The sequence below is a fragment of the Nocardiopsis sp. TRM 82005 genome (assembly GCF_056312425.1).
The window spans coordinates 36361-50716 of sequence record NZ_JBWDTQ010000024.1 but is presented as its reverse complement, the minus strand read 5'-3'; the positions used below and the strand labels follow the sequence as shown (position 1 = coordinate 50716).

At 71.6% G+C, this 14356-nt stretch carries 15 protein-coding genes; 12 read left to right on the top strand and 3 right to left on the bottom strand.

What is annotated here, in order from left to right:
* Positions 1-69: 69 nt before the first annotated feature.
* A complete protein-coding gene (locus AC0T5L_RS19455; protein ID WP_476166874.1) occupies positions 70-846 on the bottom strand; it encodes an LON peptidase substrate-binding domain-containing protein in 777 nt (258 codons plus the stop codon).
* Between the two features lie 193 nt (positions 847-1039).
* The gene (locus AC0T5L_RS19450) at positions 1040-1600 is read right to left on the bottom strand and encodes a ferritin (protein ID WP_476166873.1); all 561 of its coding nucleotides are present in this window, start codon (positions 1598-1600) and stop codon (positions 1040-1042) included.
* A 248-nt stretch (positions 1601-1848) separates the two neighbouring features.
* Here AC0T5L_RS19450 and hisD point away from each other — a divergent pair, with 248 nt between their 5' ends.
* The 9 genes from hisD (at position 1849) to AC0T5L_RS19405 (ending at position 11574) form a co-directional block, all read left to right on the top strand.
* On the top strand, positions 1849-3144 hold the full coding sequence (gene hisD / locus AC0T5L_RS19445) for a histidinol dehydrogenase (protein WP_476166872.1): 1296 nt from the start codon (positions 1849-1851) through the stop codon (positions 3142-3144).
* A gap of 111 nt (positions 3145-3255) precedes the next feature.
* Entirely contained in the window at positions 3256-4341 is a 1086-nt protein-coding gene (locus AC0T5L_RS19440; protein ID WP_476166871.1) for a histidinol-phosphate transaminase, read from the top strand.
* Between the two features lie 82 nt (positions 4342-4423).
* On the top strand, positions 4424-5017 hold the full coding sequence (gene hisB / locus AC0T5L_RS19435; protein WP_476166870.1) for an imidazoleglycerol-phosphate dehydratase HisB: 594 nt from the start codon (positions 4424-4426) through the stop codon (positions 5015-5017).
* Entirely contained in the window at positions 5018-5179 is a 162-nt protein-coding gene (locus AC0T5L_RS19430; RefSeq protein ID WP_476166869.1) for a hypothetical protein, read from the top strand.
* Positions 5180-5195: 16 nt separating this feature from the next.
* Positions 5196-5855: an imidazole glycerol phosphate synthase subunit HisH gene (hisH, locus tag AC0T5L_RS19425; RefSeq protein ID WP_476166868.1), complete on the top strand. Its 660-nt coding sequence runs from the start codon at positions 5196-5198 to the stop codon at positions 5853-5855.
* A gap of 73 nt (positions 5856-5928) precedes the next feature.
* Positions 5929-6690: a bifunctional 1-(5-phosphoribosyl)-5-((5-phosphoribosylamino)methylideneamino)imidazole-4-carboxamide isomerase/phosphoribosylanthranilate isomerase PriA gene (gene priA, locus AC0T5L_RS19420; protein ID WP_476166867.1), complete on the top strand. Its 762-nt coding sequence runs from the start codon at positions 5929-5931 to the stop codon at positions 6688-6690.
* A complete protein-coding gene (gene hisF / locus AC0T5L_RS19415) occupies positions 6687-7460 on the top strand; it encodes an imidazole glycerol phosphate synthase subunit HisF (protein WP_476166866.1) in 774 nt (257 codons plus the stop codon). Before priA ends, hisF begins: the two co-directional genes overlap by 4 nt.
* A 242-nt stretch (positions 7461-7702) precedes the next feature.
* Positions 7703-9727 (top strand): ABC transporter ATP-binding protein, encoded by a 2025-nt coding sequence (locus AC0T5L_RS19410; RefSeq protein WP_476166865.1) that lies wholly within the window; start codon positions 7703-7705, stop codon positions 9725-9727.
* Positions 9724-11574, top strand: a complete 1851-nt coding sequence (locus AC0T5L_RS19405) for an ABC transporter ATP-binding protein (RefSeq protein WP_476166864.1) — start codon at positions 9724-9726, stop codon at positions 11572-11574. The genes AC0T5L_RS19410 and AC0T5L_RS19405 overlap by 4 nt, the downstream gene beginning before the upstream one ends.
* 92 nt (positions 11575-11666) lie before the next feature.
* Here the strand turns inward: AC0T5L_RS19405 and AC0T5L_RS19400 are convergent, their stop codons facing one another.
* A complete protein-coding gene (locus AC0T5L_RS19400) occupies positions 11667-12668 on the bottom strand; it encodes a phosphoheptose isomerase family protein (protein ID WP_476166863.1) in 1002 nt (333 codons plus the stop codon).
* Positions 12669-12809: 141 nt separating this feature from the next.
* On the opposite strand from AC0T5L_RS19400, the gene hisI reads away from it, so the two are divergent.
* Genes hisI through AC0T5L_RS19385 form a run of 3 tightly spaced genes read left to right on the top strand, consistent with a single transcriptional unit; the run spans position 12810 to position 14142 of the window.
* Positions 12810-13154, top strand: a complete 345-nt coding sequence (gene hisI / locus AC0T5L_RS19395) for a phosphoribosyl-AMP cyclohydrolase (protein WP_476166862.1) — start codon at positions 12810-12812, stop codon at positions 13152-13154.
* Entirely contained in the window at positions 13151-13858 is a 708-nt protein-coding gene (locus AC0T5L_RS19390) for a Trp biosynthesis-associated membrane protein (protein ID WP_476166861.1), read from the top strand. The genes hisI and AC0T5L_RS19390 overlap by 4 nt, the downstream gene beginning before the upstream one ends.
* Positions 13858-14142 (top strand): HGxxPAAW family protein, encoded by a 285-nt coding sequence (locus AC0T5L_RS19385; protein WP_476166860.1) that lies wholly within the window; start codon positions 13858-13860, stop codon positions 14140-14142. The genes AC0T5L_RS19390 and AC0T5L_RS19385 overlap by 1 nt, the downstream gene beginning before the upstream one ends.
* Positions 14143-14356 lie beyond the last annotated feature (214 nt).

Below are 14356 nucleotides of genomic sequence, written 5' to 3'. Positions count from 1 at the left end.
GAGGGGGCGTGCGGGGAGGACGGTGTTTCAGACGCCTGGTGTCGGCATCGGGACTTTTGCCCCAGGCCTTCAGTTGAACGATACGCCGTTGTCGAGGAAGGGGCCCGCGGGCAGGTTGGGCAGTGTGGGAGCGGCCACGATGCGGTTCTCCCGGCGCAGGAACCGAGCGGTCACGGCCAGGCGTGTCGCCGCGTCCTCCGCCTCCAGCAACCGCTGTTTCTCCGCCTGGTCCAGGACCGTGGAAGCGGCCACGGTGTAGGACAGCGCGATGGGGTCCTTGGGCAGCTCCGGTGAGGCGTCCGGAGACATCCCGATCGAGGCCAGCCGCTGGGAGTAGGTGGCGAACAGGTCCCGCACCCGCTCGGCGTGCTCCTCGACGTCCGGGCCCAGCGGCTCGGGCAGGAACGCCACCGAGGCGGTCGAGTACTCCTCCGGGGACGAGACGTCCACCTGGGCCAGATCGGTGACGGAGAACCGCGCGCCGCCCTCCACGACCAGGTCGTAGCGGCCGTCATCGTAGGTGCGCACGTCGCGGACCAGCGCAGTGCATCCGGTCGCGCTCACCCGGGGCAGCGAGGTTCCGGGGCCGCTGGTGGTGGGCACCCCGGTGTCCGCGTCGCCCGCGCTCTGGCCGGACTCGGCGGCCACCTCGTGGCCCAGTTCTATCCACACCACCCCGAACCGGCGCGGCCCCCGCTCGGCCCCGGACAGCTCGCCCTGGGCGAGGGTGGGTCCGAGCAGTTCCGAGACCAGCTTGCGGTACCGCCGCTCGAAGACGTGCAGGGGAACAGTCATGCCGGGGAACAGCACGGTGTTCAACGGGAAGATCGGCAGGGCCATGGGCATAGTCCCAGTATGCCTCCCATGCCGGGAACGCGGACGTCGACGGCGCGCTCCGGCATGGATTTACCGCGGAGGCGGGCGGTGACCCGCACAGGAGGCGGCCCGGAACCCGGCGCCTGCGTTCCCCCCTCTTGGAACGGGCGCCCGGATCCCGGGCCGCGGGAGCGGCCGCCCGGAGGCGGCTCGTGGCTGACGCTCAGGAGACGGAGGGGCCGGCGGTGTCGGGCGCGCCCTGGCCGCCGTTGCCCTCGCTGGGCATGTCGCGGGCGACGAAGGTCTCCACGTCGAACAGGTTGCCGTTGGCGCGGTCCACCACGTTGAGGAGAGTCGACATCTTGGCCACTTCCTCGGTCTGCTCCTGGATGAACCACTGAAGGAACTGCTCGCCGGTGTAGTCGTCCTCGTCGCGGGCGACCTTGGCCAGGCGGTGGAACTGGTCGGTCACCTCGCGCTCCTGGCGCAGGGCCAGGGCGACCAGGTCGCGGGCAGCGGAGAAATAGGTCTCGATCTCGTCCACGCCCGGAAGGGCGAAGGAGACGTCGTTGTCCAGGAGGAACCGCACGATCATCATCGCGTGGTCGCGCTCCTCCAGCGACTGCTCGTAGAAAACCCGCGCGAGCTGGGGCAGGTCCTGGTCGTCGAACCAGGAGGCGATGGCCACGTACTGGTGGGAGGCCGTGAACTCGTGCCGCACCTGGTCGACCAGGAGCCGGTTGAACTTGGAAAGGCCGATATCGCTGCTCTTGTTCGAAGACATGTCCTCACGATAACTCATACAAAAGCATTTCGCGAAACTCCGTGAGGTATCTCCTATTTGTTAGGCAAGCCTTTCTGAAGGTTATTTAGGTTAGGTGTCCCAAACTTAGGGGAAGCTAAATAGATATTCTTTGTTGTACTCTGCCCGCAATGTCCGAAGGGGTGCGTACCCGCCGGTGGCACGGGTGTGGTGTCCATCATCCGGACAGCACCACCCACCGAATGGGCGGTTCCCCCTAGACTGTGACCGTGATCAGTCGAATCGACCTCCGAGGCACCCAGGGCGACCCACGCCAGGCACTTCCGCGCGCGGAACTGGACGTGGCGGCCGCCGTCGAGCGAGTACACCCCATCTGCGAGGACGTACGCCATCGCGGGGTCGAGGCGCTGATCGAACTCACAGAACGCCTCGACGGTGTGCGCCTGGCCGACATCCGTGTTCCCAAGGACGCGATCGACACCGCCCTGGCCGGCCTCGATCCCGCCGTGCGCGCCGCTCTGGAGGAGTCCATCCGCCGCGCCCGCGCGGTACACCGCGACCAGCGCCGCACCGACCACACCACCCAGGTCGTGCCCGGCGGCACCGTCACCGAGAAGTGGATCCCCGTCGACCGCGTCGGTCTCTACGTACCGGGCGGCCGGGCCGTCTACCCCTCCAGCGTCGTCATGAACGTCGTCCCCGCCCAGGAGGCGGGTGTGCGCTCCCTGGCGGTGACCTCGCCGCCCCAGAGCGAGTTCGGCGGACTGCCGCACCCGACCATCCTCGCCGCCTGCGCCCTGCTCGGCGTCGACGAGGTCTACGCGGTGGGCGGCGCCCAGGCCGTGGCCATGTTCGCCCACGGCGCGGGCCCCTGCGAGCGCGCCGACATGGTCACCGGACCCGGCAACATCTGGGTGGCCGCGGCCAAGCGCCTGCTCAAGGGCGTCATCGGTATCGACGCGGAGGCCGGTCCCACCGAGATCGCGATCCTCGCCGACGCCACCGCCAACGCCGACTACGTCGCCGCCGACCTGGTCAGCCAGGCCGAGCACGACGTCGTCGCCGCCTCCGTCCTGGTCACCCCGGACGAGGCCCTGGCCGAAGCGGTCACCCAGCGCCTCGCCGTCCGTGTGGAGGCCACCAAGCACAGCGATCGCGTCCGCGAGGCCCTGTCCGGCCCACAGTCCGGCATCGCCCTGGTCGACGACCTCGACCACGGCCTCGCCGTCGTCGACGCCTACGCCGCCGAGCACCTGGAGATCATGACCGCCGACGCCGCCGCGTGGGCCGCGCGCGTACGCAACGCGGGCGCGGTCTTCGTCGGCGACTTCTCGCCGGTCTCGCTCGGCGACTACGCCGCCGGGTCCAACCACGTACTGCCCACCGGCGGCTGCGCCTGCCATACCGGCGGCCTGAGCGTGCAGACCTTCCTGCGCGGGGTGCACATCGTCGACTACGGCCGCGACGCGCTGGCCGACGTCGCCCACCACGTCATCACCCTGGCCAACGCCGAGGACCTGCCCGCGCACGGTGAGGCCGTCGCCGCGCGCACGGACCCGGCCTGATCCGACGGCCGCCCGCCCGGCGGGATCCCGGGCGCACCAGCGCCCCCGGCCGCACCGGCCGGGGGATCCGTGTACGGCCGCCCGCCCACAACCGACCATGAGCGTGGAACCGTGAGCTTCACCCTGAACGATCTGCCCCTCCGAGACGACCTGCGCGGCCGCTCGCCCTACGGCGCGCCGCAATTGGACGTCCCGGTGGTGCTCAACACCAACGAGAACCCGCACCCGCCCTCGCAGCGCCTGGCCAAAGCCCTGGCCGAGGCGGTCGCCGACACCGCCCTGGGCCTGAACCGCTACCCCGACCGGGACGCGGTCCGCCTGCGGGAGGGGCTGGCCGCCTACCTCGACCACGGCCTGACCGCCGACCAGGTGTGGGCCGCCAACGGCTCCAACGAGGTCCTCCAGCAGGTCCTCCAGGCCTTCGGCGGCCCCGGGCGGGTCGCGATGGGCTTCGAACCGTCCTACTCGATGCACCCGATCATCGCCCGGGGCACCGGTACCACGTGGGTGCCCGTGCCCCGCGACGCCGACTTCCGTGTCGACGTGGAAGCCGCCCTCGACGCGATCGCCGAGCACCGCCCCAGCGTCGTCTTCCTCACCTCGCCCAACAACCCCACCGGTACCGCCCTGGACATCGCCGACACCGAGCGTCTCGCCCGGGCGGCCGCCCCCGGGGTCGTGGTGGTGGACGAGGCCTACGCCGAGTTCCGCCGCGAGGGCAAGCCCAGCGCCCTGAGCCTGCTGCCCGACCACCCCACGCTGATCGTCTCGCGCACCATGTCCAAGGCCTTCGCCCTGGCCGGGGCGCGCGTGGGCTACCTGGCCGCCCACCCGGCCGTGGTCGACGCCCTCCAGCTGGTCCGGCTGCCCTACCACCTGTCCGCCGTCACCCAGACGGTCGCACTCACCGCGCTCGACCACGCCGACGAACTCCTCGCCGCCGTCGCCGACCTGCGCGCCGAACGCGACTCCCTGGTTGGCTGGCTGCGCGAACAGGGCTTCTCCGTCGCCGACTCCGACGCCAACTTCATCATGTTCGGCGAGTTCGAGGACCGCACCAAGGTGTGGCAGGACATGCTCGACCAGCAGGTCCTCATCCGCGAGACCGGACCGCCCGGATGGCTGCGCGTCACCGTGGGCACCTCCGGTGAGATGGACGCCTTCCGCCGCGCCCTGCTCCACGCCACCGGACACTGAGCCGTCGGCCGCCACCGGCGGCGGCCGTGGACCCGCCCGCCGCGCACCGCAACAACCGCACCACCGAGAAAGTGACGCCACCATGAGCCGCACCGGACGCGTCGAGCGCACCACCAAGGAAACCAAGGTCCTGGTCGAGGTCGACCTGGACGGCACCGGCGTCGCTGACGTCTCCACCGGCGTCGGCTTCTTCGACCACATGCTCGACCAGCTCTCCAAGCACGGCCTGTTCGACCTGACCGTGCGCACCGAGGGCGATCTGTACATCGACTCCCACCACACCATGGAGGACACCGCCCTTGCCCTGGGCGCCGCCTTCCGGGAGGCCCTGGGCGACAAGCGCGGTATCCGCCGCTTCGCCGACGCCAAGGTGCCTCTGGACGAGGCCCTGGCCGAGGTGACCGTCGACGTCTCCGGACGCCCCTACCTGGTGCACAGCGAGCCCGAGGGCATGGCACCGGTGATCGGCCGCGACTACGACACCACCATGACCCGCCACATCCTGGAGTCGTTCGTGGCCCAGGCCCGCGTGGCCCTGCACGTCCACGTGCCCTACGGCCGCAACGCCCACCACATCGTCGAGTGCCAGTTCAAGGCGCTGGCCCGCGCCCTGCGGACCGCCACCGAGAACGACCCGCGCGTCAGCGACATCCCGTCGACCAAGGGTGCCCTGTAGATGGACACCGACCTGTGGGGCATACTCCTCATCGTGCTGGGAGGCTTCCTCGCCGGAGGCGCCTACACGGTGTGGAGGGCCAACCGGGTCATCGCCGCGGCCCTCGCCGTGTGCGCGGCGCTCGCGGTGGCCTCCGGTGTGCTCCGACTGGGCTACTTCTAAGAGGAAGGGCAGCTTCATGCCGTCACGTGTGGTCATCCTCGACTACGGCTCCGGCAACCTGCGCTCGGCACAGCGCGCCATGGAGCGCACCGGCGCCGACGTCACCGTCACCTCCGACCCGCACGCCGCCCTGGAAGCCGACGGCCTCCTCGTGCCGGGCGTGGGTGCCTTCAGCGCCTGCATGTCCAGCCTCAGGGACGCGGGCGGCGACCGGATCATCGGCAGGCGCGTGGCCGGGGGACGCCCGGTCCTGGGCATCTGTGTGGGCATGCAGGTGCTCTTCGACAGGGGCGTGGAGAGCGCGGACCCGAGCGCCGGCGCCGAGGCCGAGGTGACCGAGGGCTGCGGCGAGTGGCCCGGCACCGTGGACCGCCTGCGCGCGCCCATCGTGCCGCACATGGGCTGGAACACCGTCCGCCCGCCCGAGGACACCCGGCTCTTCGCCGGAATCGGGCCACAGGAGCGCTTCTACTTCGTGCACTCGTACGCCGTGCGCGAGTGGGAGTTCGTCGCCGTCAACGACCACATCCCCGAGCCGGGGGTGACCTGGACCGAGCACGGCGAGCCGTTCGTGGCCGCCGTCGAGAACGGGCCGCTGTGGGCCACCCAGTTCCACCCGGAGAAGTCCGGTGACGCGGGCGCCCGCATCCTGGCCAACTGGGTCGACACCCTCTAGGGAGCGCCGCACGAACCCGTGGGCGCCCCGAGGTCTGCGACCGACGCTTTCCCACCGAGTACGAGAAGGATCCATGACCGGCGAGACCACCACCCCCGAACTCGAACTGCTGCCCGCCGTGGACGTGGCGGGCGGCCAGGCCGTCCAACTCGTCCAAGGAAAGGCGGGCTCGGGCGGGCAGTACGGCGACCCCTTCGAGGCGGCCACGGCCTGGCAGGACGCCGGCGCCGAGTGGATCCACCTGGTGGACCTGGACGCCGCGTTCGGCCGCGGACACAACCGAGACCTGCTGCGCGACATCGTCGGCCGCCTCGACGTGAAGGTGGAGATGTCCGGCGGCATCCGCGACGACGAGTCGCTGGCCGCCGCCCTGTCCACCGGATGCAGGCGGGTCAACATCGGCACCGCCGCCCTGGAGAACCCGGAGTGGTGCGCCAAGATCATCGCCGAGCACGGCGACCGGGTCGCGATCGGTCTGGACGTGCGCGGCACGACCCTGGCCGCACGCGGCTGGACCCGCGACGGCGGCGACCTCCTCCAGACCCTGGACCGCCTGGAGTCGGAGGGCTGCGCCCGCTACGTCGTCACCGACGTCAACAAGGACGGCACCCTCAAGGGCCCCAACCTGGACCTGCTGCGCACCGTGTGTGAGCGCACCGACAAGCCGGTGGTGGCCAGCGGCGGCGTGTCCAGCCTGGAAGACCTGCGGGCGATCGCCACACTGGTACCGCTGGGCGTGGAGGGCGCCATCATGGGCACCGCGCTGTACGAGGGCGCCTTCACCCTGCGTGATGCCCTGACCGCGGTGCGCGAGGTGAAGGGGGCGAACCAGTGAGCGTGGCGGTACGCGTCATCCCCTGCCTGGACGTGGACGCCGGACGAGTGGTCAAGGGCGTCAACTTCGAGAACCTGCGTGACGCGGGCGACCCGGTGGAACTGGCGGACACCTACGACACCGGCGGTGCCGACGAGCTCACCTTCCTGGACGTCACCGCCTCCAGCGGGGACCGGGAGACCACCTACGACGTGGTGCGCCGCACCGCCGACCAGGTGTTCATCCCGCTGACCGTGGGCGGCGGCGTGCGCACCACCGAGGACGTGGACAGGCTGCTTCGCGCGGGCGCGGACAAGGTGGGCGTCAACACCGCCGCGATCGCCCGCCCCGAACTCATCGGGGAGATCGCCGAGCGCTTCGGCCGCCAGGTACTGGTGCTCTCCGCCGACGTACGCAGGGTGCGTGAGGAGGGCCAGCCGACCCCGAGCGGATTCGAGGTCACCACCCACGGCGGGCGCCGGGGCACCGGCATCGACGCCCTGGAGTGGTGCGAGCGCGCCGCCGAGCTGGGCGCGGGAGAGATCCTGCTCAACTCGATGGACGCGGACGGCACCAAGGCGGGTTTCGACCTGGAGCTGATCCGGGCGGTGCGCGCCCGGGTGGAGCTGCCGCTGATCGCCTCCGGCGGCGCGGGAGCCGTGGAACACTTCCTCCCGGCGGTGGAGGCGGGCGCGGACGCGGTACTGGCCGCGACGGTCTTCCACTTCGGCGAGTTCACCATCGCCGACGTCAAGAAGAGCCTGCGCGAGGCGGGTCACCCCGTCCGCTAGTGCCCCTGCCGAGACCGCCCCGAGGGCCGATCCTGGCCGAAACCGGCCCGATCACACCCCGGAGCTGGACGGAATAGCCCCGTCGTGCCCGGCGCTGAAACAATCTGGTGGAACCTGACGGTGCCGCTGGATAGGTTGGCACAACACGCGCACTCCACAGGCCTTCGGCATGCCCGGGGGCCGCTGCGCGTTTGTCTGGCCGCGCCGGGCCTGTCCCGGCCAGGGAAAAGAACGGGGGGCGCATGGCGCAGGGCACGAGTACCAGGGACCTGGACGCGGAGGAGGGTTCGGCCCCGCCCGGAGCCACGGAAGGCGACGGGGACACCGAACCCCGGGAACGGGCCGAGAGGGCCGCGCACGCCCGCGCGCACACCGGCGTCTTCACCCGGGGACTGCGCGTCCTGGGCGTCGCCATCCGCGCCGAACCGTGGATCTTCCTCGTCGCCGTACTCGGCGCCATGATCCACGCCGCCGTCAACGTCGGCTCCGCCTCCGTGCTCGGCTACCTCACCGACAACACCATCCTCCCGGCCTTCGAGCAGGGCGGCACCACCGCGGCCGCCCTCACCATCGCCGGGGCGCTGCTCATGGCGGTCGGACTCGGCAAGGCCACCGGCATCGCCATGCGCCGTCTGCTCGCCGCGCTCATGCAGTTCCGCATGCAGGCCCGCTACCGCCGCGCCGTCGCCCGCAAATACCTCGGGCTCCCCCTTTCCTGGCACCACCGCCACCCCACCGGACAGCTGCTGTCCAACGCCAACGCCGACGTCGAGGCCGCCTGGCAGCCGCTCGCACCACTGCCCATGGCGGTCGGCAGCGTCTTCATGCTGGCCATCGCCGCCGCCGCCATGATCATCACCGACCCGGTGCTCTCCCTGGTCGCCTTCGTCGTCTTCCCCGTCCTGGCCGCCGCCAACGTCGTCTTCCAACGCCGCGTCTCACCCATGGCCTCACGCGCACAGGCCCTACGCGCCGAGGTCAGCGGTGTCGCCCACGAGTCCTTCGACGGGGCCCTGGTCGTCAAGACCCTCGGCCGCGAGGACACCGAGACAGAGCGCTTCACCCGCTCCGCCCACCGCCTGCGCGACGCACTCATCCAGGTCGGCCGGATGCGCTCGATGTTCGACCCCGTCATGGAGGCGCTGCCCAACTTCGGCGTACTCGCCGTCCTGCTCCTGGGCATGTGGCGGCTCTCCACCGGCGCCATCGACCCCGGTGACCTCGTTCAGATCGCCTTCCTGTTCACCCTCCTGTCCCTGCCCATCCGCTCCTTCGGGTGGATCCTGGGCGACCTGCCCCGCAGCGTCGTGGGCTGGGACCGCGTCCAGTCCGTCCTGCGCTCGGGCGGTGCCATGGAGTACGGGGACCGCTCCCTGGAGGAGGCCCCGACCGGCATCGGCCTGCGCGCCCGCGGCGTCACCTTCTCCTACGCCGACTCCTACGACGCCGACGGCGGCGGACACGACCTGATGGACGAGGACTCGACCACCGCCCGCGCCACCGTCCTCAACGGCGTGGACCTGGACATCGCCCCCGGGCGCACCGTCGCCCTGGTCGGCCCCACCGGGGCGGGCAAGTCCACGCTCACCACCGTGCTCATGCGCCTGGTCGACGCCGAGTCGGGCACCGTCACCTTCGACGGCGTCGATGTACGCGAACTGGACCGCGACCAGATCCCCCGGCACGCCGCCCTGGTACCCCAGGGCACCTTCGTGTTCGAGGACACCGTCCGCGACAACCTCACCCTGAGCGCCTCCATCGGCGACGACCAGGTCTGGGCCGCCCTGCGCCTGGCCCGAGCGGACGGCTTCATCAGCGAACTGGACGGCGGACTCGACGCTCGGCTCGGCGAGAAGGGCACCACCCTGTCCGGCGGCCAACGCCAGCGCCTGGCCCTGGCCCGCGCCATCGTGCGCCGCCCGCGACTGCTCATCATGGACGACGCCACCTCCGCCGTCGACCCGCAGATCGAGGCACAGATCCTCGCGGGCCTGCGCGAACGCGACGGCGCCGCCACCGTGGTCGTGGTCGCCTACCGGCGCGCCACCATCGAACTCGCCGACGAGGTCGTCTACATGGAGCACGGACGCATCCTGGCCCGCGGTACCCACGAGGAGCTGCTCACCACCTCGCCCGGCTACACCAGGCTCGTCACCGCCTACGAGCGCGCCTCCGCCGAAGCCGAGACGGAGCCGCTCCCCGAGGAGGCCGGGCCGCCCGACCCCGCCCGACGCAGCGACGACGCCACCGAGGAGACCAGCCGATGAGCGCACCCACCCGCACCGGGCAGCGGCCCGACCCCGGCGCGCGGCAGTGGCGGGAGGACGGCACCGCGGACCCGGTCCTGTCCCTGCACCGCTCCTCAGACAGCGCGATGGACACGGTCAAGCGGGGCCTCAGACTCTCCCCGGAGTTCGCCCGGGGGCTGTGGCTCACCCTGGTCTTCGCGGCCGTGGCCACCGCGGGCAAGGTCGTCGTGCCCGTCGCCGTCCAGCAGATCATCGACAACGGCCTGTCCGGGGCCGGGGGCCCCGACCTGGGCTTCGTCACCCGCATGGTGGCCGCCTGCGCCGCCCTGCTCGTGGTCACCATGGTCTGCTCCTACCTGATGAACGTGCGCCTGTACGGAGCCACCGAATCCGGCCTGGCCACGTTGCGCCGCAAGGCGTTCCGGCACGTGCACGACCTGTCCGTCCTCACCCAGAACAGCGAGCGCAAGGGCGCCTTGGTCTCCCGCGTCACCAGCGACGTCGACCAGATCAGTACCTTCATGCAGTGGGGCGGTATCCTCCTGCTGGTCAGCAGCGGCCAGCTCCTGGTCGCCACCGCCCTGATGGCGGTCTACTCCTGGCAGCTCACCATCGTGGTGTGGATCTGCTTCCTACCGCTGATGTTCGGCGTGCGCTGGCTCCAGAAGCTGCTGTCCAAGGCCTACCTCAAGGTCCGTGAGAACACCGGCGACATGCTCGGCGTCATCGGCGAGACCGTCATGGGAGCCGCCGTCATCCGCGCCCACGGCATCGAGGGGCGCACCGCCGAGCGCATCGACACCACGGTCCTGGCCACCCGCCGCTCCCAGATCCGCGCCCAGCGACTGTCCGTGGCGGTCTCACCCTTCGCCGAGATCGTCGCGGCCGTCGGCAACACCGCCGTGGTCCTCATCGGCGTCTGGCTCGGCCTGGGCGGCGACCTGACCGCCGGACAGCTCATCGCCTTCCTGTTCCTGATGACCCTGTTCATCCAGCCGATGATGATGGCCACCGAGATCTTCAACGAGGCGCAGAACGCCATCGCGGGCTGGCGCCGCGTCCTGGGCGTGCTCGACACCGCCCCCGACATCGCCGACCCCGGCGAGGCGGGACGGAAGCTGCCGCGCGGACCGGTCCGGGTCTCCTTCGACGAGGTCACCTACTCCTACCCCGAGGGCCCCGTCGTCCTGGACGACGTCAGCGTCGAGATCACCCCGGGGACCAGGGTGGCCGTGGTGGGGGAGACCGGCTCGGGCAAGACCACCTTCGTCAAGCTGCTCACCCGCCTGATGGACCCCGCCGAGGGCACCGTCCGGCTCGACGGCGCCGACCTGCGCGAGGTGGCCTTCTCCTCCCTGCGCAGCCGGGTGGTCATGGTCCCGCAGGAGGGCTTCCTCTTCGACAGCTCCCTGGGCGACAACATCCGCTTCGCCCGCCCCGAGAGCACCGACGCCGAACTGGAGGCCGCCATCACCGACCTGGGGCTCTCGGAGTGGCTCGACAGCCTCGCGCACGGGCTGGACACCCCGGTGGGCCAGCGCGGTGAGTCGCTGTCGGCGGGGGAGAGGCAGCTGGTCGCCCTGGTGCGCGCCTACGTCGCGGACCCGGACCTGCTCGTACTGGACGAGGCCACCTCAGCCGTGGACCCGCACACCGAGGTACGCATCCAGCGCGCCCTGGACCGGCTCACACGGGGGCGCACCTCCGTGACCATCGCGCACCGCCTGTCCACCGCCGAGGCCGCCGACCGGGTACTCGTCTTCGACGCCGGACGCATCGCGCAGAGCGGGACCCACAGCGAGCTGGTCGGCCAGCCGGGCGTGTACGCCGACCTTCACGCCTCCTGGGTGAGCTCCTCGGCCTGAACGTGTCTCTTCGGGGCTCCGCTCTGTCCGCCCGCCGCCCTCCACCACCCTCAACGGACACCTGCGGCTCCGGCCTTGCCCGGCCGTCGCCCTCACCGGCCCGAGGCCGCCCACCAGTGCGCCGCCAGCAGTTCGGCCACCAGGGGCTCCACCAGCAGGCTCACGTCCGGGTCGGAGTCGCCCGGATAGCGCACGGTCAGACCCGCCCCCGGCACGCGCTCACGGCCGGGGGTGGGCCCCACCGCCACGAACGCGCCCCGCAGGTGCCGCAGGTGCTCGGCGAAGCGCTCGTCATAGGCCGAGCCCGCGAACAGCAGCGCCCGGTAGTCCGTCACCGCCGCCAGATAGCGGTCGGTGTGCGACCACTCCCCGGTCTCACAGGCGTACGCCACTCGCACCGGCCCCTTGCGCAGCGCCCGTACCCCCTGTAGAGCCGACGCCATACGCTCGGCGGGGGCCACCAGGTGCACACCGTGCGGAGACTCCAGGACCCGGGCCGCCTGGGGCACCCACTCCGGCGCGCCCTCCAACAGCGAAGCCGTCGCGTTGGCCGCGCGGCGCAACAGCCCCGGGAGGTTCTTGCTGCTCCCCGACACGGGCGCGCCCAGGCGGTGTCCGAGCAGCAGGAGCAGGGCCAGAGCGTGCTGGTAGGCGCGACAGCCCAGACCGCTGGCCTCCTCACCCGCGTGCAGCGGCACCAGCAGATCGGCCTGGCGCCCCACCACGGCATCGACCGACGGGGCCAGCACGATCACCGGCGACCGCGCCACGTAGTAGTCCAGGGCCGTGTACAGCTCCCGCTGCCCGCCGCCCAGGCTCACCGCCACCACCAGCGTCTCCGGGCCCGCGGGCGGCTCCTCGGCGGAGGAGGAGAAATCCGCGTTCGCCGCGATCCCGGCCCGGCGCAGGCGCGCGGCCGCCACCTCGCACGCGTGCCGTGCCGCGCCCAGTCCCAGGAACCGCACCGAGGCGGGTTCGTCCTCCAACAGCGCGGGCAGCGCGGCGTAGGGGTCCCACCGGGGGAAGCGGTGGGCGAGCGAGGCCAGCACGTCGGGCTTGCCCGCCAGGTCGGCGGACAGGGACTCGGCGGTCACAGAACCCCCAGGGTACGAGGAAGAGGTGGTGACGGTACGGACGCACGAACTCTAGGACATGTACCGCGGTCCTTTCCTCCTGGCGCCCTCCAGGCACCACCCGGTGCGCGGCGCTCCACGGGCGGCCATAACCTGGGACCCATGAGCGTCACCAGCCTCGCCCCGGACATCGCCGCCCGTCTGAAGCGGAACCCGGACGGTCTCGTCCCCGCCGTCGTGCAGCAGCACGACACCGGGGAGGTACTCATGCTCGCCTGGATGAACGACGAGGCACTGCACCGCACCCTCACCACCGGCGCCGCCACCTACTGGTCGCGCAGCCGCGGCGAGTACTGGGTCAAGGGCGCCACCTCCGGCAACACCCAGCGCGTGGTCTCGGTCGCACTCGACTGCGACGGGGACACCCTTCTGGTCCGCGTCGACCAGAGGGGCGCGGCCTGCCACACCGGAGACCGCACGTGCTTCGACGCGGGGAGACTCCTGTGAGTTCCTCCACCCTCCCGGCCCGTGCGCGCCGGGAGTACGGCCTCGCCATGCTCGTCCTGGCCGCGGGGGCCGGACTCCTGCTCGCCGCGGCCGGACGCCACTGGGTGACCGGCCAGCTCAGCGCACCGGGACCGGTCGCCCCCGCCCCCGTCGACCTCACCGGCACCGACCTCACCGGAGCCCTGAGCGGCATCGGCTGGGCCGGGCTGGCCGGGATCGCGGGCCTGTACGCCACCCGGAACTGGGCCCGCCGCGCGGTCGGCCTCCTCATCGCCGTCGGCGGTGTGGCCGCACTCGGAGCGGTCTGGGACTCCACCCGCCCCGACACCCTCCTGGCCGCTGTGTCCGAGAACACCGCCGACGCGGCCGGTGCCGCGCAGGTGGCGGCCGACCCCCAGCTGTCCGCCCTCGGTCCCGCCATGGCCGTGGCGGGCGCCGTGCTACTGGTCGCCACAGGCCTGTTCGCCGCGGTACGGGCCCCTGTCTGGCCAGGTATGGGCACCCGGTACGATCGAGGCGCCGCACCGCGCGCGACCCGGGCCGAGACACCCTCCGACCTGTGGAAATCGCTGGACGCCGGTGACGATCCCACACTCGACGACTCCAGAGGCACCGCGTCCGCCAGTGCCGAGGAGGCGTCCGGGGACGGCACCTCACACGCACCGCTGGCAGCACGGCCAGCCGAACCGAAGGAGAACCCCTGATGGCCGACGAACACCACGAGGACCACGGCAATACCGTTTCCGCCTGGTTCCTCACCATCTCCTGGATCGTGGTGTGGAGCGTGGCCGCCGTCGCCATCGTCGCCATGAGCGGCGGTGTGATTCTGTGGACGGCCATCGCCCTGGGCGCCAGCGTCGTGCTCGCCGCGGTCGCCGGTGCCATGAAGAAGGCCGGCCTGGGCCGCAAGGAGGCCCGCCCCGTCCCGCCCACACGCGAGGAGTGGGAGGCCAGCCAGAAGGCGGCCACCGCGACGGCGAAGGCGTAGACGCTCCGGGGTTTGGCGGACCCGTAGCTTATGGCGAGTGAGCGGTAGGAAATGGACGAAGGTCCCATAAGACGGGTAGATTCACCCCACCGGTCCTGACGGTCGCGTTGGTTGTGTTCGGCGGGAGTCCCCCCGACCTGGCATTATTCGTTCCTTCCCGCGGCGTGTGCGATCCGGTGATCCAACCCTGTCCCATGTTGGACCGGCGTGCCGC

Coding starts and splice junctions, on each gene's coding strand:
- AC0T5L_RS19455 (WP_476166874.1), bottom strand. CDS start 846: ATGCCCATGGCCCTGCCGATCTTCCCGTTGAACACCGTGCTGTTCCCC.
- AC0T5L_RS19450 (WP_476166873.1), bottom strand. CDS start 1,600: ATGTCTTCGAACAAGAGCAGCGATATCGGCCTTTCCAAGTTCAACCGG.
- hisB (WP_476166870.1), top strand. CDS start 4,424: ATGAGCCGCACCGGACGCGTCGAGCGCACCACCAAGGAAACCAAGGTC.
- AC0T5L_RS19430 (WP_476166869.1), top strand. CDS start 5,018: ATGGACACCGACCTGTGGGGCATACTCCTCATCGTGCTGGGAGGCTTC.
- hisH (WP_476166868.1), top strand. CDS start 5,196: ATGCCGTCACGTGTGGTCATCCTCGACTACGGCTCCGGCAACCTGCGC.
- priA (WP_476166867.1), top strand. CDS start 5,929: ATGACCGGCGAGACCACCACCCCCGAACTCGAACTGCTGCCCGCCGTG.
- AC0T5L_RS19410 (WP_476166865.1), top strand. CDS start 7,703: ATGGCGCAGGGCACGAGTACCAGGGACCTGGACGCGGAGGAGGGTTCG.
- AC0T5L_RS19405 (WP_476166864.1), top strand. CDS start 9,724: ATGAGCGCACCCACCCGCACCGGGCAGCGGCCCGACCCCGGCGCGCGG.
- hisI (WP_476166862.1), top strand. CDS start 12,810: ATGAGCGTCACCAGCCTCGCCCCGGACATCGCCGCCCGTCTGAAGCGG.
- AC0T5L_RS19385 (WP_476166860.1), top strand. CDS start 13,858: ATGGCCGACGAACACCACGAGGACCACGGCAATACCGTTTCCGCCTGG.